This is a genomic window from Ferruginibacter sp., from assembly GCF_028288465.1.
Classification (GTDB): Bacteria; Bacteroidota; Bacteroidia; order Chitinophagales; family Chitinophagaceae; genus Ferruginibacter.
Window position 1 is genome coordinate 48,587 of the sequence record NZ_JAQBNR010000001.1, and the last position, 20,946, is coordinate 69,532.

Annotated in this window: 15 protein-coding genes; 9 read left to right on the forward strand and 6 right to left on the reverse strand. The window is 39.0% G+C overall.

From position 1 onward, the window contains the following. The first annotated feature begins 147 nt into the window (after nucleotides 1-147). Nucleotides 148-3,876 (forward strand): TraB/GumN family protein, encoded by a 3,729-nt coding sequence (locus JWR61_RS00245; RefSeq protein WP_301925893.1) that lies wholly within the window; start codon nucleotides 148-150, stop codon nucleotides 3,874-3,876. 22 nt (nucleotides 3,877-3,898) lie between these two features. On the opposite strand, the gene JWR61_RS00250 is transcribed toward JWR61_RS00245, so the two are convergent. Further along, nucleotides 3,899-5,653, reverse strand: coding sequence for an ABC transporter ATP-binding protein (locus JWR61_RS00250; RefSeq protein WP_301925894.1), 1,755 nt, complete (start codon nucleotides 5,651-5,653; stop codon nucleotides 3,899-3,901). A 224-nt stretch (nucleotides 5,654-5,877) separates the two neighbouring features. On the opposite strand from JWR61_RS00250, the gene JWR61_RS00255 reads away from it, so the two are divergent. Next, complete coding sequence (locus tag JWR61_RS00255) at nucleotides 5,878-6,588, forward strand: YebC/PmpR family DNA-binding transcriptional regulator (RefSeq protein WP_290339947.1); 711 nt, start codon at nucleotides 5,878-5,880, stop codon at nucleotides 6,586-6,588. Between the two features lie 98 nt (nucleotides 6,589-6,686). On the opposite strand, the gene JWR61_RS00260 is transcribed toward JWR61_RS00255, so the two are convergent. Then, nucleotides 6,687-7,481 (reverse strand): PhzF family phenazine biosynthesis protein, encoded by a 795-nt coding sequence (locus tag JWR61_RS00260; protein ID WP_301925895.1) that lies wholly within the window; start codon nucleotides 7,479-7,481, stop codon nucleotides 6,687-6,689. Between the two features lie 36 nt (nucleotides 7,482-7,517). Next, nucleotides 7,518-9,914, reverse strand: a complete 2,397-nt coding sequence (locus JWR61_RS00265; RefSeq protein ID WP_301925896.1) for a thiamine pyrophosphate-dependent enzyme — start codon at nucleotides 9,912-9,914, stop codon at nucleotides 7,518-7,520. Between the two features lie 120 nt (nucleotides 9,915-10,034). On the opposite strand from JWR61_RS00265, the gene JWR61_RS00270 reads away from it, so the two are divergent. Continuing rightward, the gene (locus JWR61_RS00270) at nucleotides 10,035-10,523 is read left to right on the forward strand and encodes a DUF1573 domain-containing protein (protein WP_301925897.1); all 489 of its coding nucleotides are present in this window, start codon (nucleotides 10,035-10,037) and stop codon (nucleotides 10,521-10,523) included. Between the two features lie 30 nt (nucleotides 10,524-10,553). Beyond that, nucleotides 10,554-11,066 carry a DUF1573 domain-containing protein gene (locus JWR61_RS00275; RefSeq protein ID WP_301925898.1) on the forward strand — a complete coding sequence of 171 codons (513 nt, stop codon included), beginning with the start codon at nucleotides 10,554-10,556 and terminating at the stop codon, nucleotides 11,064-11,066. A 48-nt stretch (nucleotides 11,067-11,114) separates the two neighbouring features. Here the strand turns inward: JWR61_RS00275 and JWR61_RS00280 are convergent, their stop codons facing one another. Then, on the reverse strand, nucleotides 11,115-11,984 hold the full coding sequence (locus JWR61_RS00280) for a DMT family transporter (protein WP_301925899.1): 870 nt from the start codon (nucleotides 11,982-11,984) through the stop codon (nucleotides 11,115-11,117). A 159-nt stretch (nucleotides 11,985-12,143) separates the two neighbouring features. Here JWR61_RS00280 and mscL point away from each other — a divergent pair, with 159 nt between their 5' ends. The 5 genes from mscL to JWR61_RS00305 all read left to right on the forward strand — a co-directional run bounded on the left by mscL (nucleotide 12,144) and on the right by JWR61_RS00305 (nucleotide 16,340). Beyond that, complete coding sequence (gene mscL / locus JWR61_RS00285; protein ID WP_301925900.1) at nucleotides 12,144-12,521, forward strand: large conductance mechanosensitive channel protein MscL; 378 nt, start codon at nucleotides 12,144-12,146, stop codon at nucleotides 12,519-12,521. Nucleotides 12,522-12,642: 121 nt separating this feature from the next. Continuing rightward, entirely contained in the window at nucleotides 12,643-13,563 is a 921-nt protein-coding gene (locus tag JWR61_RS00290) for a DUF3078 domain-containing protein (protein WP_301925901.1), read from the forward strand. 91 nt (nucleotides 13,564-13,654) lie between these two features. Then, nucleotides 13,655-14,650: a DUF3078 domain-containing protein gene (locus JWR61_RS00295; protein ID WP_301925902.1), complete on the forward strand. Its 996-nt coding sequence runs from the start codon at nucleotides 13,655-13,657 to the stop codon at nucleotides 14,648-14,650. Nucleotides 14,651-14,722: 72 nt separating this feature from the next. Next, nucleotides 14,723-15,523, forward strand: a complete 801-nt coding sequence (locus JWR61_RS00300) for a ScpA family protein (protein WP_290339956.1) — start codon at nucleotides 14,723-14,725, stop codon at nucleotides 15,521-15,523. A 106-nt stretch (nucleotides 15,524-15,629) separates the two neighbouring features. Beyond that, the gene (locus JWR61_RS00305) at nucleotides 15,630-16,340 is read left to right on the forward strand and encodes a pirin family protein (protein WP_301925903.1); all 711 of its coding nucleotides are present in this window, start codon (nucleotides 15,630-15,632) and stop codon (nucleotides 16,338-16,340) included. Between the two features lie 61 nt (nucleotides 16,341-16,401). Here the strand turns inward: JWR61_RS00305 and JWR61_RS00310 are convergent, their stop codons facing one another. Together JWR61_RS00310 and ileS are read right to left on the reverse strand one after the other, a co-directional pair. After that, nucleotides 16,402-17,403 carry a TraR/DksA C4-type zinc finger protein gene (locus JWR61_RS00310; RefSeq protein WP_301925904.1) on the reverse strand — a complete coding sequence of 334 codons (1,002 nt, stop codon included), beginning with the start codon at nucleotides 17,401-17,403 and terminating at the stop codon, nucleotides 16,402-16,404. Nucleotide 17,404: 1 nt separating this feature from the next. Beyond that, the gene (gene ileS, locus JWR61_RS00315; RefSeq protein WP_301925905.1) at nucleotides 17,405-20,818 is read right to left on the reverse strand and encodes an isoleucine--tRNA ligase; all 3,414 of its coding nucleotides are present in this window, start codon (nucleotides 20,816-20,818) and stop codon (nucleotides 17,405-17,407) included. Nucleotides 20,819-20,946 lie beyond the last annotated feature (128 nt).

Below are 20,946 nucleotides of genomic sequence, written 5' to 3' on the forward strand. Positions count from 1 at the left end.
TGATTTTAAGAGTGCAAAGCTACGGCTTTTTAAGGAATTTGATTCAAGTTTTATGGAAACCGCAATGGTACAACATCTGCATATTTTAATTCGTTAAATATGCCTTTATATTTTGTAAAATGTGCTATTCTGCTCAACTTTATAACAATGGGAAAATTTAATACAAAGCCGAGGTTTTACAGGAGCAGAAAGGTGATGTTGGTAATAGTGGCATTACTGTATTGCCTGCAGGGTGTGAGTCAAAAAAATGCTCCAAATAAATACCCCAGCCTGTTTTGGGAAATCTCCGGAAATGGATTAAAAAAGCCTTCCTATCTTTTTGGTACCATGCATGTGAGCAATAAAATGGTATTTCATCTGAGCGATTCTTTTTACTACGCCATGAGAAATGTAGATGCTGTGGCGCTTGAGCTGAACCCAGATGTCTGGCAGGGCCAGATGGTTAACCTCGACAGGTTAAAGCAGAACTATTCCAATTTTGTAAAAGCGCCGGGTGATGATTTGCTAACTGAGAATTCTTTTCGTATTAAACCTTATGATGACGAATTAAAAATAGCACTGAGCACCGAACCAACTGTTGTAAATAATTTGCTGTACCGCAGTTACAAGGCCAGGGAAGATTTTGAAGAGAATACATTTTTGGATATGTATATTTTTCAGACCGGGAAAAAAATGGGCAAGCGTTCTGCCGGCGTGGAAGATTTTTATGAAACGGAAAAAATAGTGCTGCAGGCGTATGCGGATATGGCGACGGAGAAAAACAAAAAACAAATTGATACGGATGGGGAATCAATGGGAGATATTACCAAGAAAATACAGGAAGCTTACCGCCGGGGTGATCTTGATTTGATGGATTCGCTGGACATTATGACAGAAAGATCCATCGCCTTCAGGGAAAATTTTTTATACAAACGCAACGAAGTACAAGCTAACTCAATTGATACCATTGTAAAAAAAAGCAGCCTTTTTGTTGGCGTTGGTGCAGCACATTTGCCCGGACCAAGAGGCGTGATAGAATTGCTGCGTAAAATGGGGTACCATTTGCGGCCGATAAAAATGACCGACAGGGACGCAGCAAAAAAAGAAGAAACAGATAAATTAAAAGTGGCGGTGGCATTTGCTGAAAGGCATGCGGATGATGGGTTTTACAGTGTTGATATGCCCGGGCCTTTATTTAAAATGACAGATGAATTTCAGGGGTTGGATAGAAGACAATATTCAGACATGAGTAACGGCAGTTATTACCTGGTGACAAGAATCAACACCCATGCGGCTTTTATTGGTCAAAGTGAGGAACAGGTGATTAAGAAAGTGGATAGCATGCTGTATGAAAACATACCCGGAAAAATTGTTAAAAAATTGTCCGTAGAAAAAAATGGATATCACGGATTTGATATAACGAACAAAACAAGAACAGGAGATCTGCAGCGGTACAATATTTTTATAACGCCATTCGAAATATTAGTTTTTAAAATGAGCGGTAAGGAAAGTTATGTAGAGGGTGAAGAAGCCAATCATTTCTTTTCCTCCATCAGGTTAAAAAAAATGGAAGACAAACACATGGTTTACACCCCGGCTCAAGGTGGATTTTCTGTTAAAATAATTCACCAACCCAAAGAGAGTATGGATGGCAGCAACAGTGATGGTATTGACAGATGGGAGTATGAAGCAATGGATAAAACAACAGGAGATGCCTACCTTATTCTTAAAAAAATGGTATACAATTTTAAGTTCCTCGATCAGGATACTTTTGATTTAAAGTTGATAGAAGAATCTTTTCGTTCACCAGATTTTTTTTCAAAACAGCTGCAACGGCGTATTGGCAATTTTAATGGTTACCCAATGCTTGATGTGAAAGAGAAAATGAAAGATGGCAGTTTTGTTACGGCACGGTATATCATAAAAGGACCACAATATTTTGTGATTGCTGCCAGGAGTAAAAACGAAAAAAGAGATTTCAGTGACTATTTTAATTCTTTTCATTTTGCACCTTATAATTACACTTCTCCTAAAGTTTATACAGATACTTTTATGCACTTTATTGCAACAACGCCCGTTGCGCCTGATTTTGATGAAGACTACCGGGCCAAACTGGAACAGGTGAGCAAAGAAGTTGCAGGCAGCAGAAGATACGCCAACTATAACAGTTACTGGCCTAAAACCCGCAATGCGGTTTTTAGAAGTGATTCCACAGGAGAAATGATCGGGGTTTCCATTCAGCCCTATCCTAAATATTTTTATGTAAGAGATACAGCAAAATTCTGGACAGATGAAATGAAAAAGTATACAGAGAAAAGTGATCTTTTACTGTATAGCAAAGATTCTTTTTTACTTGCCAATGGAACCAGGGGCTTATCATTTGTATTACGGGATTCCGGTTCTTCCAGGACCATCAACCGCCTCAGTTTATTACAGGGTAATTACCTTTTTAACCTGGTTACGATGGGAGATACGATGAATGTTCAAAGCAGTTTCATCCATACTTTTTTTGACAAATTTGAACCCGGAAAAAAAGTAGGGAGAAGCATATTTAGAGACTGCCTCGACAACTTTTTTACCGATCTTTTTAGTAAAGACAGTTCCATCCATGCAAAGGCTGTGCAGGACCTGAGCAATGTATATTATGGAGAAAAAGGGGTGCCGAAAATAATGAATGCGCTTCAGAAACTATCGCCTAAAGACTATGACTATTTGATTGTTAAAAGTAAACTGATTGCTGAACTCGGCTATATCAAAGATTCAGCCAACCAGGTTGTGGTTGATCATCTTAAAAGGATATATGAACGAACTGCCGATACAAGTATTTTTCAAAATGAAGTGATAGAAGCGTTAGCAAGGCATAAAACCACCAAGGCAATTGCGCTTTTTAAAGAGTTGATTTTACAGGATCCTGCTGTTTTTGACAGAGATTTTGGGTATACCAATTTGTTTGAAAGATTGGAAGATTCGTTGCAGTTGGCAGCTTCATTGTACCCGGAAATTTTGCAGCTGACATCTTTAGAAGATTATAAAGAACCTGTGACTTCACTTCTTGTAAGACTTGTTGACAGCGGTTTTATTAAAGCGGCACAATACAGCAGCTTCTTCAACAAGATTTATTTTGATGCAAAAATAGCCTTGAAAAAACAGCAGGGAAAAGAAGAGAAAAAACTGGCTGAAAACAAAATGAAAGACGATGGCGACGATGAAAACGAAGTGATACCTGTAAAAGGATACACTGCTACTAACAACAATGAGGCTTTAAATAATTACGCCACCTTATTGATTCCCTTTTATGACAGTAATGCTACGGTACCTAAATTTTTTGATAAACTACTCCGGTCGAAGGAAGATGATATTGTAATGAATACTGCCCTGCTACTATTGCGCAACAAAAAACCACTTGCAGATAGCGTACTGTTTGCACTGGCGGCAAAAGATAAAACAAGAGGTTTATTGTTTGAAAAAATGGAAAAGATAAACAGGCTTGATAAATTTCCATCGCTGTACAAAACGCAATTGGCAATGGCACGCAGCTACCTGGTGGCCGATAAAAATTATGCTGCGATTGACAGTATTGTTTACGTATCGAAACAAACCACAGCATATGATAGAAAGCGGGGGACCGTTTATTTTTTCAAGTACCGGGTAAAAAAACAGGGTGACTGGAAAATTGGTATCAGTGGCCTGCAGCCTGAAAATTTAAAAGATGTCAGCAGTGATGATAAATTATGTCTTATGACGGATAAAAAAATTAAAGAAGATATTCCGGTGCAGGAACAGTTTCAGGAGCAGCTAAAAAAGATATTATTTAATTTTCATAAGAGTGCCCGTAATTTTTTTGAGACGGATACAAACGGTTATCGGTTTAAAAGAAGAATGGCTGAAGAAGATTAGGCAGCTATGCAGTATGAAGGAATTAAAACATAATTGATTTTCCCGGTATAGCAGCTATCAATTTTTTGGTGTAGTCATTTTGGGGATTGGTATATACTTCATCAGCAGGGCCTTCTTCCACAATTTTGCCGTTATTCATTACCAATATGCGATCACTGATGTAACGAACGACCGACAGATCGTGCGATATAAAAATGGAGGTAAAGCCATATTCTTTTTTAAGATCGTTTAATAAATTTAATACCTGTGCCTGAACACTCACATCTAACGCACTTACGCTCTCATCAAAAATCAAAAATGAAGGATTTAAAACAAGCGCACGGGCAATACAAATACGTTGCCTTTGCCCGCCGCTAAACTGATGTGGATAGCGGTTGAAGTGTTCCGCTGTTAAATTTACTTTTTCAAGTAAATCCACCGCCCGTTCTTTACGCTGACCCTTACTATTTAAAATGCCATGCACATTCATTGGTTCAGTCATGGCATTACCAATCGTTAATCTTGGATTCAACGAGCCGTAAGGATCCTGGAAAACCATTTGTAATTCCTTTCTTAACGGCTGTAATTCTTTTGAAGACAAGGCTGCCAGGTTTGATCCATTCAAAATAATATTCCCCGATGTAACTGGAATTAATTGCAAAATCGCTCTGCCCAACGTTGTTTTTCCACAGCCACTCTCGCCCACCAGTCCCAACGTTTCGCCTTTACTGACAATAAAACTTACCTCATCTACGGCCTTAAAAGGCTGGTTGGGTTTGCCAAACAAAAATGACCGTTTGCCATTATAATGCACGCTCAGTTTTTCAACTTTTAAAACCGGAGACAATACTGCATTATCAGCAGTTTGATTATCTCTATTTGACAAAGTTTTATTCTCATCAATGTTCGAAGTGACAAGCGTCTTTTTTACGTGTGCCTGATTATTTTCATTGCCATCAAAAAAGTCACTAACAACTGGTAGTTTCACTCCGCGTGCATGCAGCGCTGGCCTGCATGCTAATAAAGCCTTTGTGTAAGCTTGTTGCGGGTGTTGCAATACTTCTTTTGTTTTACCCTGCTCAACAATCTGTCCTTTATACATTACTAAAATGCTGTCAGCTATGTCTGCAACAAGGCTAAGGTCATGTGTAATAAAAATAACGCCCATGCCCGTTTTTTGCTGTAATTTTTTTATTAACTCAAGAATTGTTTTTTGAACGGTTACATCCAGTGCTGTAGTTGGCTCATCAGCGATTAAAAGAGAAGGGGCACAACTCATGGCCATGGCAATCATCACCCGTTGTTTTTGTCCGCCACTTAGCTGGTGTGGATAACGGTCAATTAATTCTGCAGCATTGGGAAGATCAACCTGTTGAAATAGCTCTATGGCTTTTTGCCTGGCAGCCTTTGCTGAAATTTGCTGGTGCAATTGAATTGATTCCATTACCTGATGGCCACATGTAATGACTGGATTCAATGATGTCATTGGTTCCTGGAAAATCATGGCGATGTCTTTTCCACGGATCGAATTCATTTGCCTGCCACTTGTTTGCAATAAATCAACAGCCGGTTGAATTGCTGGTGCAAATATCAATTTGCCTTTTACCAAAGCCTGTTGTGGAAGTAATTGCAGCAATGACAATGCGGTAACAGATTTCCCTGAACCGGATTCACCCACAATCGCCAGGATCTCGCCGGCATTAACAGTAAATGAAATGTTTTTTACAGCGTTGTTTAGAGCTGCTCCTGATGTAAAATCAATTGATAAATTTTGTACCTGTAAAAGTGGCTGAGTCATCCGGTTAAAATTAGCAAATAACATTTAATTGCTGCTGTGGATTGTGGGAAGCGTTTTTTTACCTGACAGATGATTTTTGACACCGGGTTTTACAGCCGGTTCATTATGAAGTCATAGAGCGGAATGACTGCCCAGGTGTGATAATGATATGAGGAAAAATGATTTTCCCTAAATTTGCAATCCGGTTCAATAACCGGTAACCTGATAAAAGTAAAAGTAAGACCATGGGAAGAATATTTGAAGTACGAAAAAGTTCCATGTTTGCCCGCTGGGACAAAATGGCGAAGAACTTTACCCGCATTGGAAAAGAAATTGTTATTGCGGTAAAAGCAGGTGGGCCTGATCCCAATGGCAATGCGGCATTGAGAAGATGTTACCAGAATGCCCGGAGTGTAGGAATGCCAAAGGATAGGGTAGAGGCGGCTATTAAAAGGGCCATGGGTAAGGAAATGGTGCACTATGATGAAATTTTGTATGAAGGCTATGCGCCGCATGGTATTGCTATATTGGTAGAAACCGCAACCGATAACCCTACGAGAACTGTTGCCAATGTAAGAATGCATTTCACTAAAAGTGGTGGTAGCTTAGGCACCAGCGGAAGTGTTGCTTTTACCTTTAATCGCCTGGGAGAATTTAAAATAAAAAATACCGGTTTAAATATCGAGGACCTGGAGCTGGAACTGATTGACTACGGTTTGGAAGAAATAGGCGAAGACAGCGAAGGAAATATTGTTATCCGCACCACTTTTACTGAATTTGGCCACATGGCAAAAGCACTGGAAGAAAAGAAGATTGAAGTGATTACAGCTGAATTGACCAGGATACCAATGAATACTACAGAGCTGAGCGAAGAAGCTGCCCAGGACGTGTTTAAGTTAGTTGATAAGTTAGAGCAGGATGAAGATGTACAGAAAGTGTATCACAACATGAAATAGTTTTTACGTCTGATTTCTTTAGTGATGTAGTATTTTAGAATGAAAGGTCGTCATCGAATTGAAGGAAATCAAACATTAACCATCATAATCAGTCAGCATTAAATTGTTATTTCCCCTTTCATATAAAACACGCATTGGCCGCTAATAGTTACCCTTTCAGCATTCAATTGTTCGCACCATAATTCGCCGCCACGTTTGGATAATTGCAATGCATGCAATTTATTTTTTCCCAGTTTTTCGCTCCAGAAAGGAATTAATTGGGCATGCGCAGAACCGGTAACAGGATCTTCGTTAATGCCAGCGCCGGGTGCAAAAAATCTTGAAACAAAATCGGCCTTTTTTCCCGGAGCGGTAATGATCATTTTATCAAAATGCTTTTTCATTAGAGTGAAGTCAGGTGTGCAGCTTTGTACATCGTCTTCTGTTTCCAGCTCTATCAAAATATCACGGTATTTGTATACACCGGCAATGATTGGATCACCCAATATTTCAGTTAAAGAATCATCATATAATTCCAGTCTTTCCGGCTTCCAGCTTGGAAAATCCATTTCTATCAGGTCGTCTTTTTTGGTTATGGTAAGAATGCCACTTTTAGAATTAAAACGTACCACCTTTTTATTAAAACCGAGTATGGTGAACAAGACATAAGCACTAGCCAGTGTGGCGTGACCGCAAAGATTGATTTCTACTTCCGGCGTAAACCACCGGATATCATAATCAGCAGCAGGCGAAATTGAGGGGACAAAAAAAACAGTTTCAGATAAATTATTTTCAAGTGCAATGTTTTGCATTATTGTATCATCCAGCCATTGCTGCAGCGGAATGACGGCTGCAGGATTGCCGGAAAAAAGCCGGTTTGCAAAAGCATCAACCTGGTATAAGTCTAAGTTCATAACAATAAATGATACAATTTAAATTAGCAGCAAAAATTATTCTGCCATCATTTCTTTCACCACCCTTACTACATCTTCAACATTGGGTTTGCTGAAGTAATCGCCATCACTTGCATAAGATGGCCGGTGATCCTGCGCAGTAATTGTTCTCGGGGCTACATCCAGGAATTTATAGCCACCTTGTTCTTCCATTACTTTATTAAACATGAATGCGGCGGCGCCGCCGGGTACATCTTCATCAACAAACAAAATGCGGTTGGTTTTTTGCAACGATTTTGCAATGGCGTGGTGGATATCGAATGGCAATAAAGTTTGCACATCCATCACTTCGCAACTGATACCTAATTTATTAAGTGAATTTACTGCATCAAGCACAACACGCAGGGTAGAACCATAAGTTACGATGGTAACGTCGTTTCCTTCATGTACAGTTTCCGGAACACCCAGCGGCACCGTAAAAGCGAGTAAATTATCGGGTAATTTTTCTTTAAGGCGATACCCGTTCAGACATTCAATCATCAGAGCGGGGTCATTGCTTTGCATCAGCGTATTGTACATGCCTGCAGCCTGCACCATATTTCTTGGTACACAAACGTAGATGCCGCGTAATGAATTTATGATCATTCCCATTGGGGAACCGCTGTGCCAAATACCTTCCAGCCGGTGGCCTCGTGTCCGTATAATCATGGGACAACTTTGCTGGCCGGCTGTACGAAAATGTGTAGTTGCCAAATCATCGCTTAATGTTTGTAATCCGTACAACATGTAATCAATGTATTGAATTTCGGCTATGGGACGCAAGCCTCTTAAAGCCAACCCAATGCCCTGGCCCATTATCGAAAGTTCTCTTATGCCGGTATCGAATATGCGCTGATCTCCATATTTAGCCTGCAGTCCGCTGAACCCCTGGTTTACATCGCCAATAAAGCCCAAGTCTTCGCCAAAGGCAGTTACTTTATCGTTACTGGCAAACAGCGCATCAAAATAATGGTTAAGCACTTCATACCCATTTACAATTTTGGCATCTTCTGAATAGTATGGATTAATTACGGTAACATTCAATGCAGATTTAGGTCCTTCGTTATACAAGAAAGAATTATACAGTTTTGCGTTAGCCCTTCTTAGCTGCTGGTAATGATTATTCAATTCCTCAGTCCCCGTACTATTGCCCGCAATATCAAGCGCAGTAGCCATCGCCTTTAAAACTTCTCTCCGCAAGGGTTCCCTGTTGTTGTTCAATTCCAGCATAATATTGCTGACTTCTGCACTTTTTTCGGCAGTTAATTGTTGCGAAAGATCACTTAATAAAGGAAGGCATTCTGCTACCTGTTGTTTTATGGGAGCGATGTATTTTTCCCATGCCTTTTGTTTACTTTCCTTAATAAATAATTTTGCATTTATCTCAATTTCAACCAATTCATTTTCTTCGGCGAGTGCATTTGCCATAATCCACTCCCGCATTTGCTTAATGCAATCCCATTCTCTCTCCCAGGCAAGTCTTTCTGGTTTTTTATACCGCTCGTGGCTACCGGATGTTGAATGTCCCTGCGGTTGTGTTATTTCTTCTACGTGAAAAATGGCAGGGATGTGAGTGTCTCTTATTTTCTGAATCGCCGGTTCAAATACTTCGCACATGCCAGCATAGTCCCAGCCCTTTAATTTATAAATATCAAGGCCGTTTGTGCCTTCTGTTTTTTGCATTCCTCTTAGCGCAGTGGAAATAGAGCCCTTGGTCGTTTGAAGGTGTTTTGGAACAGAAATGCCGTATCCGTCATCCCAAATAAAAATGGCCAGTGGTACCTGCAGAACGCCGGCTGCATTTACTACTTCCCAAAAATGACCTTCGCTTGTGGATGCATCTCCTATGGTACAAAAGCACACTTCGTTGCCGTTGTCACTTAAATTACGATGTTGTTTAAACGTATCTACATTTCTGAATAGTTTAGACGCCAGCGCCAAACCCAGTGCACGTGGCATTTGGCCCGCAGTAGGGGCCATATCACTGCTGGTATTTTTTATGTAGGCAAGATCAAGCCATTCGCCATTTTCATCTGCATTTTTTGTTGCAAAGTGTGCGTTCATCTGGCGACCTGCACTAAAAGGGTCATTGTTGATATCGGGATCTGCAAATAATTGAGCGAAATATTGTTCAACAGTAGCCATGCCGGCGGCAAACATAAATGTCTGGTCACGATAATACCCTGCCCTGAAATCGCCCGGTTTAAAAAACTTGGCCATTGCTACCTGTGCTACTTCTTTGCCGTCTCCAAAAATGCCAAATTTTGCCTTGCCTGTAAGCACTTCTTTTCTTCCCATCAGGCTGGTTTCCCTGCTTTCGCAGCTAATACGGTAATCTTTCAGCACTTCATTCCGGAAATGATCAAAACTTAATTTTTCCTGCAATGCAGTATCATTGGTATTTACTGTATCCATTCAACAAATGTAAAATAATAGTTGTGATGATTGTTAAAAAAAACATAACCCCCTGACAATTTGTAATGGTTTTAATCGTTTTTGTATCTTTGGATCAATATTTGAAAACTTACACATCAAATGAAAAAAGTATTTACACTGGCTGTTGTTTGTTTTGCTGCACTTTACGTGCCTGCACAGTCAACAGATTTAGCTAAAAATACTCCCAAACAGCCTTCTTCTTTAAGCGGTACAACTACCGTACCGGCAGAAGTTTTAGGATTAAAAGAAACAGCATTTGATTTTGGTAAAATTCCGCAAGGCAGACCCGTTACACATGTTTTTGAAGTGATAAACAATGGAAAGGATTCATTAAAAATCAGTAATGTTCAGGCAAGTTGTGGTTGTACTACACCTGACTGGGACAGAAATAAAATACAGGCCCCTAAAGAAAAAACAGCTATCACAGTTGGTTACAATGCAGCAAGTGAAGGACCTTTTACAAAAATTATTACAATCACTTATAACGGGAATGAATCTAAACAAATAACTATTACTGGAGAGGTTTGGAAAACACCAGCTACTTCTGCACCTGAAAATAAAGAGCTAGGAAGTTTAAAAGATTTATAATAAATTTAAAAACAATTCAAAAAAAATATCATGAAAACATTTTTATTATCCGCAGCTGTACTTGCGATAACGTCAACAGTATTTGCACAACCACAGGCAAAAAAAGTAGCTGATGTTGCCAAATTTACGAATGAGACAATTGACTTTGGGAAAATAAAACAAAGTGTTCCTGCTAAAGGTACTTTTACAGTTACCAACATCAGCAGCACACCTTTAATTATTGAGCAAGCAAATCCAACTTGCGGATGTACTATTTCTGATTATACAAAAGAGCCAATAGCTCCGGGTAAAACTGGTGTTATCAATGCAACTTACAATGCAGCCAATGCAGGTCATTTTGAAAAACATTTAACTGTAAAATTTGCTGGTATTGATGAAATGAAAAGCATCACTTTTACAGGTGAGGTTATTACAGCAGAGGAGTTTGATAAAGCAAAAGCAGCGGCTCCGGCAGTTGAAGCAAAACCAGCAACAACAGCTGTCGCAGCACCTGTTCCAGCGAAAGGGGTTAAAAAAGTAAAAACAAAAAGCAGTAAGAAATAACAAAATAAAAATTTGATTTAAGAAGTCTCCGCCACAACGGAGGCTTTTTTATTTTTTATTAGTAACATAAACGCCAGCCAGAATGATCACCATGCAGATTACCTGCAGAATGCCAAAATATTCTCCATAAATAATTCCCCATGCAATAGCAACAAATGGAATCACATAAGTAACCATACTTGCGAAAATTACCCCCGCTCTTTTTACCAGCATATAAAATATAATCGTGGCGATAGCTGTACCGCCAACACCTAACACAACTGCCGCTGACGTTGATATCAGCATTGAAGTGTGCTGTAATGGCAACTTGAAATATCCCGTATATACAAGTATCAGCAGTGCAGGAATAGCATTCAATGAAAGAGCTACAGCCGTAATGTGAAGGGAAGGAATGTGCAATAGTTTTTTGGAAACCATATTTACGTTAAAACCATACAGAAAGGTGGCTAACACAATTAGCACTACCGACATGGAATTTTGACCGGCTTGTAAATGCCCTTTACTTAGAAGTAACAATACGCTGCCACTTAAAGCAATTGCAATACCTGTTACTTTGTTTACTGACGTATTGGTATGAAAAAAAATAACACCATTGATAATTATAAACACGGGTGTCAATGCGTTGAGCGTGCCTGCCAGGCTGCTATCTACTTTTTCCTCGGCCATACAGAATAGAAAAGCAGGTATAAGGCTTCCGATACTTCCTGACAAAAAAATAAGTAGTAATTTTTTTGCGGGAATACCTTTAATACATTTTAGAGCGATCGGTAATAATATCAGTCCGGATGCCGCAATCCTCACAGCGGCTACCTGGTAAGATGACAATTGTGTTAGACCTATTTTCATTAAGATGAAGCTACTGCCCCAAATCAATGAAAGTGAAATAAGCAGCAGCCAGTTAATAACAGTTTTATTCATTTGAGCCTGCAAAGTAGCAGTAAATAAATCAAATCTTTAATTGTATCCAGATTATGTTACCTAATTGTTTTTCTTAATATTTTGTTGGAAACATAATTATAAAAATATATTTTCGTATCGTCTTATTTTCTATCAATTAACCATTTAAAAATCATTATTATGGGATTTATCAAAGAATTTAAAGATTTTGCTATGAAAGGCAACGTCGTAGATCTTGCAGTTGCTGTTATTATTGGTGGTGCGTTTGGTGCTATTGTGTCTTCTCTCGTAGATGATATCATCACACCATTATTATTAACACCGGCATTGAAAGCGGCGGGAGCAGCCGACATCGAACATCTTAGCTGGGGGGCTGTAAAATATGGCAAATTTCTATCTTCTGTAATTAAATTTATTGTTATAGCCCTTGTGCTGTTTTCTATTATAAAAGCTGCCAACGCGGTAACGAAGAAAGAAGAAGCTGCCCCACTACCACCTTCAGAACCTTCTTCAACTGACAAGTTATTAATGCAGATAAGAGACGAGCTTAAAAAATAATGCAATTTTTTATGTTATATAAAGATACACCTGCGAAGGTGTATTTTTTATATCAGGCAACTTATATTATCAAAAAGTTGTCTTAGCGGTAAATTATTTATTTCAATTAAAACCAAATAGAATGAAAAAAGCTATTTATCTGTGTTCCCTGTTATTAATCAGTGTTATTATTTCACAGGCACAGTCAGAAACAAATGTAAAGACTTCAACCAATGTAGATGGAGCAATTTCAACAGTAGCGAAAAATAAAGCAGATACCACTCTAAAAGATGGTTGGGTTAAAGCCGGAACAATCAATATCAGCCTGACAGAATTAGGACAAAATAATTATTGGACAGCTGTTAAAGGTGGTGGTAACACTTCTTTTTTTGGTGTTAAGGGTATTATATCATACGATTTCAACAGAAAAAAAGGAAAGACAAACTGGTTAAATTCTTTAAATGGAAGATATGCAGGCACTAGTTCTTCAGTCTATGTTCCTGCAACAAACAGTTCCAAGTCAGTGCCTTTTACAAAGAGCGACGACTATTTAAACTTTAGTTCTATTTACGGAAAAGAGTTTAGTAAAGAATGGAGTTATGCAGCCTTCTTTAGTTTGGAAAGTCAGTTTGAGCGGTTCATGACTCCCGGTTATATCAAACTTGGCCCAGGGTTTTTATACAAGCCAAGTAATCATTTCAACTTGCTTATTTCTCCGGCAATGTCCAATTTAACCACCAAATTAACTGCCAGTTCCAAGCCGTTGTCACTGTACGGTGTAGATGCAGGTAAAAAAGTTGCTTTTGGATTAGGTGCCTATGCCAGGGCCAGTTTTTCTTACGATTTGTCTAAAGGAATTTTATATACCGGTTTTGCTGATGTTTACTCAAATTACCTGAAAAATCCGGGCAATTTAATTGTAAACTGGAACAACCTGTTTGCTTTTACAGTAAATAAGTATATCGCCGCAACAGTTAGTTTTAATTTACGTTATAATGATCTGGAAGTTGCCAGAATGCAAACGCAACATGGAATTGGTATCGGCTTCAACTATAAATTTTAATAGCTGTAAGATTTTCTTATACAATTTGGATTTTTTAGTAATGGCTGGTGCTAAAAAATGCCAGCCGTTTATTTAGTTCAAAATATTTTCAATGAAATACCTATTTGTAACTGCAGTCTTTTTGTGCGTTTTGGATATTGCCATTGCACAGGATACATCTCTTAAGGAGATGAAAGTAATTGCAGAAAACGCTGTAAAAAATGACACTATAAAAAAAGCAGATAAAAACGGGTGGATTAAAGGCTTAGCATGCAGTATCAGTCTTACCCAGGTAAGCAACAGCAATTGGATTTCAGCAGGAGGCGATCGATTTTCTCTTTCAACAGCAGCAACTGTCAATGCTTTTGCTTCCAAAAAATGGGGCAGAAAAAACTGGGATAACTCGCTGGATTTTAACTATGGCCTGATAAAAACTACTTCTCTTGGTTCGCGAAAATTCAATGACCGCATTGACCTGGTTTCAAAATATGGATATGCGCCTGCAAACTGGAACAAAGTAAATATTTCAATTTTGGGCCAGTTAAGGACGCAATTAACCAGCGGGTATGAATACAATTATTTTGAAACTGCAAACAAAAGAAGGAATTCAGGCTTTTTTGCCCCTGCTTATATTGTGATAGCACCTGGCATCAGCTGGACTCCACTTTCCTGGTTTTCTGTATTTGGTTCTCCTCTCGCAACAAGATGGACAATTGTTACCAACGGTCCTTACAGTTATCTTTCCCAGGGCGGTATATTTAACAGTCACATGGAAACGCCACTGGCCACACTCTATGGTGTAAATCCTTTGAAACAGCATAGGGGAGAGTTTGGTACTTTTGTTACAGCAGTGATCAGGAAAGATATTGTGAAAAATGTTGCCTATTCCGGCAAGCTGGATTTATACAGTAATTACCTTAGAAATCCGCAAAATGTTGATCTATTTTGGACAAATCAATTTAAGGTAAAGGTAAATCGATTTATCCAGGTAAGTTATTCTTTAGATCTTTTATATGATGATGATGTAAAAAAATCTTCAGTGCCGTCGCAGACAATAGGTTTGCAGATGTTATCCACCTTGGGTGTGGGTTTTGCGCTTAATTTATAAATCTCTCTTAACTTATTTATACATTTGCCCTCCGGTTTAGCCGGAGGATTTTTTGTAACCTAACTTTTTACTTTGGCCAATAATACATACCAGATAAAACTGGACCAGTTTGAGGGACCGTTTGATTTGCTTCTCTTCTTTATTGAAAGAGATGAACTGGATATTTACAATATTCCGATTACAAAAATAACCAATGATTTCCTGGATTTTATCCATCAAACAGAAAAGCTGAACATTGAACTGAGTAGTGAATTTATTTTATTTATCAGCACCCTGATGCGCATAAAGGCAAAAATGCTTATTCCAAGAAAGGAAATTGATGAACAGGGCAATGAAATTGACCCCCGGCAGGAACTGATCAATAAAATACTGGAATATAAAAGATTTAAAGAAGCATCGGCAAAAATGGCGGAGTTGGAGGAAACACGCATGCTGATGCTGAAGCGCGGCAACCTGCAAAGAGAATTATCGCAAATAGGAGAAGAAGCTGGTGAAGGCACAGAGATACAGGCTGTTACTTTATTTAAACTGATGAAAGCCTTCGAAAAAGTGGTGCAGCGACTACACGAAAAAAATAACAGGCCGGTGCATACAGTTGTGCAATACAATTATACGATGGAAGAAAGTCGTGATTACATGTTAACTACCTGCCGTGCTGCTAAAAATGCTTCATTCGAAAAAATATTTGAAGTATGCCAGGATCGTATACATGCACTGTTCCTTTTTTTAAGTTTACTGGAGTTGTCACAACAGAAATATTTAATTATTGTAACCGGGGAAGGACGAAATAATTTCCTGGTAGAGTACAATGAAAACCGGGAGGAAGATAACAGCATTCCCTTAGATTATAACGAGATGACCAGTTTTAACTAATTAAGCCCCCTTTTAAAGGGGGTATTTTTTGCTGTTTTGTCAGGTAATTTAAAGCGGTACCAATTTGAAGTTTAAACATTGATTTTTATTAAAAAAATAGTAGTTTATGACAACAGTATTGTATAAAGCAGCCGACAGGGGCACAGGAGATTATGGTTGGTTAAAGCCTAATTATTATTTTAGTTTCGGCCAGTATCACAATCCAAAAAACTTACACTTTGGGGTATTAAGAGTTTTGAATGACGATTATATTGCAGGGGGTGGGGCCTTTCCAACCCATCCGCATGACAATATGGAAATTGTTACCATACCTTTTACAGGTGCACTGAAACACAAAGACAGCACAGGCGGGGCTGGTATTATTAAGGCTGGGGATGTCCAGATTATGAGTGCCGGTACAGGTGTACAACATTCGGAAGCAAATGCGTCAGCAACGGATCCGGTTACGCTGTTTCAGGTATGGATTTTTCCAAAGGTAAATAACATACAGCCACGATATGATCAGCGGACTTTTGATTTAAATGAACGAATCAATAAATGGCAATATATTGTTAGTGCTGATGAAAAAGATAATGCGCTCTGGATCAACCAGGATGCCCGCTTTGCATTAACCTCGCTAAAGGCAGGAAGCACACTTGCATACACCAATAAATTTTCCGGCAACGGCGTTTTCCTGGTAAGTATTAGCGGTACTGTAACCGTAGGGGAAACTACATTAGGCAGAAGGGATGCACTTGGTATCGACGGAACAGACAGCTTTTCCGTCACTGCAAATGAAGATGCAGAATTGTTGGCAATCGAAATCCCAATGAATTAAGGATGCCTGAATAAAAAAAGGAGAATTGTCTTCACAACTCTCCTTTTTGATATCAATCAAATTATTTTACAGAACCCATTTTAGCTTCTATACTTAATGTAGCGTGAGGTACCGCTCGCAAGCGGGCCTTATCAATTAATTTGCCTGTTACACGACAAATTCCATAGGTCTTGTTCTCAATGCGCATAATGGCCTTTTCCAGATGATCAATAAAAGTGATCTGGCGGCTTGCCATCTGGCTCAGTTGTTCTCTTTCCATACTCAGACTTCCATCTTCCATCGTCATGTAGCGGTTGTCACCTTCATCTCCGCCCATTTCATCTTTCCTGGTAATTAAACCATGCAGGTAAGCCAATTCTTTTTTTGCCGCTTCCAGTTTACGCTGAATCAATTCTTTAAATTCAAGTAATTCAGGATCGCTGTAACGTTGTGAAGGCGCACCCGGATCTCTTTCAGTTTTATCCAATACAGATTTTGTGAAATCCGGCTGGTATTTTCGAACTGTTTTGGTAGCAATTTTAGGAATTACTACAGGCTTGGGGGCAGGCACTTTAATATCTTTTGCTTTAACATCTGCAGCTGGCTTTGAAGTTGCAGCGGCTTTTTCGCCAGTTGGTTTGGCTACTGGTTTTGTAATTTCTTCTTTTTTTGCCATAGGTTTTAATGCTGGTTTAACAGCTTTTGCAGCAGCTTTTTTAACGGCAGCTGGTTTTTTAATAACTTGTTTCACAACCGGTTTTGCTGATTTAACAGGTAACTTAACTTGCTTTGCAGCTGGCTTAATTTGTTTTTTAGCCTGAACCACTTTATGCGGACGCACATTTTTTTTAACGGACGCAGCTTTTTTAGGCGCAGCCTTAACTATGGTGTTTTTAGGTTTAGACGCAGCTTTGACTAATTTTTTAGCGACAACTTTAACGGGCGCTTTTTTTGACGCCACTTTTTTAACAGGTATGGCTTTTTTAACAGGTACAGCTTTTTTTACTGGTTTGGCTGTTTTATTACCAGAAGTTCGGGCAGATTTTACAACAGGCTTTGCTGCTGCTTTCTTTTTTGTTGCCATACTACTCTACTTGTTTAACTACGTTTACTATTAAGATGGCGTCATTCACTTCAATTTCAGTGCCGTTGTTTAGAACCGGGGAAAAAGCAAGCGAATCTGCCAAAATTTCGGCGCAAATATAATCTTTATATTGATTTAACGAAGATTGTAATATTTCATTTTGCAATACTGTCACATTTATCCTGTCAGTCAACTCAAAATTGCTTTCTTTCCTGATATTCTGAATCTTGTTTACAAATTCTCTTGCATTGCCTTCCTTTTTTAACTCATCGGTAATGGTAACGTCTAAAGCTACGGTTAAACTTCCTTTATTCGCCACTTCATAGCCAGGAATTTCATCTGTAGATATTTCTAAATCATCTGATGTTATATAAACGGGCTCCTGATTATCTGAAAGATATGCAGGATTCAATAAATATGGTCCTTCCTGAACTTTATTTATTTCCGAGTTATTGAATGATGCAATCACTCCGGCAGCCCACTTCATCCTGGTTCCCAGTTTTTTGCCGAGCGTTTTAAAGTTGGCCTTTGCTTTTTTCTTAATAAAGTCATTTTCAGCACCTAAAATATCTACCTCTTTAATATTGGTTTCGGCTTTTATGATTTCTTCTGCCATTTTTATTCTTGCAGCCATTTCGGAGTCAATAGCAGGTATAAAAGCTTTTTGCAGCGGTTGCCGTACTTTAATATTTACCTTTTTGCGCAGAGACAAAATGAGGGAGCAGGCATCCTGGGCCAACTGCATTCTTTTTTCAAGATCAATATCTATTATATCTTCGTTCACAAGCGGAAAATCAGTATGATGAACTGATTCTTCGTCAAATCGCTGGCCAACAGAATTCAAATTATTATATAACCAATCTGCAAAAAAAGGAGCTATGGGAGCCATTAATTTGCACACCGTTTCCAAACATTCATATAAGGTTTGGTAGGCACATATTTTATCATGGGCATAATCTCCTTTCCAGAACCGCCTGCGGCAAAGCCTTACGTACCAGTTACTTAAAAGCGTATCAACAAATTCTTCAATTGCCCGACCCGCCTGAGTTGGCTCATAATCATCCAGACTGAGTTGTACATTTTTTATTAAAGAATTAAGGCAAGATAATATCCATTGATCAATTTCCGGCCTGTCTTTTAGGGGGATATATGCCTCTTTAAAGGCAAACCCATCCACATTAGCATACAATGCAAAAAACTGGTAAGTATTATACAACGTGCCAAAAAATTTCCGTTGTACTTCTTTAATACCTCCTACGTCAAATTTAAGACTATCCCAAGGAGAAGCATTGGTAATAAGATACCAACGTGTAGCATCAGCCCCAAAACTGTTAATCGTGTCAAAAGGATCAACAACATTGCCAAGCCGTTTGCTCATTTTGTTGCCATTTTTATCCAAAACCAAACCATTACTCACTACCGTTTTATACGCAACGCTATCAAATAGCAAGGCGCCCAGTGCATGTAAAGTATAAAACCAACCCCTGGTTTGGTCAACACCTTCACATATAAAATCTGCCGGAAAAGCGCCGCTTATCGGGTTGGTTTTTGAGGCTGCGTGATATTGCCAAAAATTTGCTGTACTTAGCGGACCAAATTCGTTTGAACTGGTATCAGGTAAACCCCACTGGGCGTATGGCATAGCTCCACTATCGAACCAAACATCCACCAGGTCGGCCACCCTTTTCATTGGCTTGCCACTATCGCTTACCAATATTATGTCATCTACATAAGGCTTATGTAAATCGAGCAAGTTTTCATGCAGGTAATGCTTATTTGTTTCGCCGCCTAATACTTCACCAGCCTTTTTTATTTCACTATTCAGTTCTGCAATGGAGCCAATACATTGTTCTTCATCCCCCTCAGCTGTACGCCAAACCGGCAAAGGTGTTCCCCAGTACCGGCTGCGACTTAGGTTCCAGTCAACCATATTTTCCAGCCAGTTGCCAAAGCGACCCGTACCTGTTACTGATGGTTTCCAGTTGATGGTTTTGTTCAACTCAACCATCCTGTCTTTTACAGCAGTAGTTTTAATAAACCAGGCATCCAGCGGGTAATAGATAATTGGTTTGTCGGTGCGCCAGCAATGCGGATAGTTATGCTCAAATTTTTCAACTTTAAAAGCCCGGTTTTCTTTTTTTAGTTTTACGCTGATATCAACATTAACATCAACATAATCCTTTTCATCCTTGTAATTTTTTACATAGCGACCGCTGAATTCGCCTACACCGTCAATAAATTTACCCTGCTTATCTACAAGGGTTAAAATTCCAAGATTATTTTTTTTACCTACTTTATAATCATCTGCACCAAATGCCGGGGCAGTGTGGACAATGCCTGTTCCATCTTCGGTTGTAACAAAATCGCCCAAAATAATTTTAAAGGGAATTGCCGCCGTTGTGCCTTCCTGTATTTTTTCAATTGTATTTGCCTCAGATGGCAGCAATTGTTCATAATCTGCCCCTTCAAGTTGCTTGCCTTTAAACGAAGTCAAAATCTTCCAGGGGAGTATTTTATCGCCTTCTTTATAAGCATCGAAATCAGCATTTTCCGCTTCTGCCTTAAAATATTTGCCAACCAATGCTTTAGCCAAAATTACATTTACAGGCAGATGGGTGTAAGGGTTAAAAGTCTTCACCAAAACATATTCAATATCCGGCCCAACGGTTAAACCTAAATTTGAAGGAAGCGTCCACGGAGTTGTCGTCCATGCCATAAAGAAAACCTCGCCATCCACTTCCTCAATCTGTAATTTTTTATTTTTAACTGCCTTAAACATAGCAACCACACTCGTATCCTTCACATCCTTGTAAGTACCCGGCTGATTTAATTCATGGCTGGACAGACCCGTGCCAGCGGCGGGAGAATATGGCTGAATGCTCACACTTTCATACAAATAGCCTTTTTTGTACAATTCTTTTAAACACCACCACAGTGTTTCCACATAGTTATTTTCAAATGTTACATATGGATTATTTAAATCTACCCAGTAACCCATTTTTTTGGTAATATCGTCCCACTTGTCTTTAAATTTCAGTACTTCACGGCGGCAGGTGGCATTGTATTCCTCAACACTTATTTTTTTGCCAATATCTTCTTTTGTTATGCCCAATAATTTTTCAACGCCCAATTCAACCGGCAAGCCATGGGTATCCCAGCCTCCCTTACGCTTTACCTGAAAACCCTGCATAGTCTTATAGCGGCAAACAAGGTCTTTCAATGTTCTGGATATAACGTGGTGAATACCTGGTAAACCATTGGCACTTGGAGGTCCTTCATAAAATACGAAAGGCGGATGCCCTTCCCTTAGGGCAACACTTTTTTCAAAAGCATTCTTTTCGTTCCATTGCACCAATACCTCCTCGCCTATACTGGGCAAATTCAAATGCTGATACTCTTTATACCTGGTTGCCATAATATTCCTGCTATGTAAACATTAAAATGTGTGCAAAGGTAGTAAAATAGCCTTGTTAGAAGCAACTGAATAAATGTCAATTGTTGAATATTGTAGCTTCGTTTCGAAGTTTTGCACATTATTTTCAT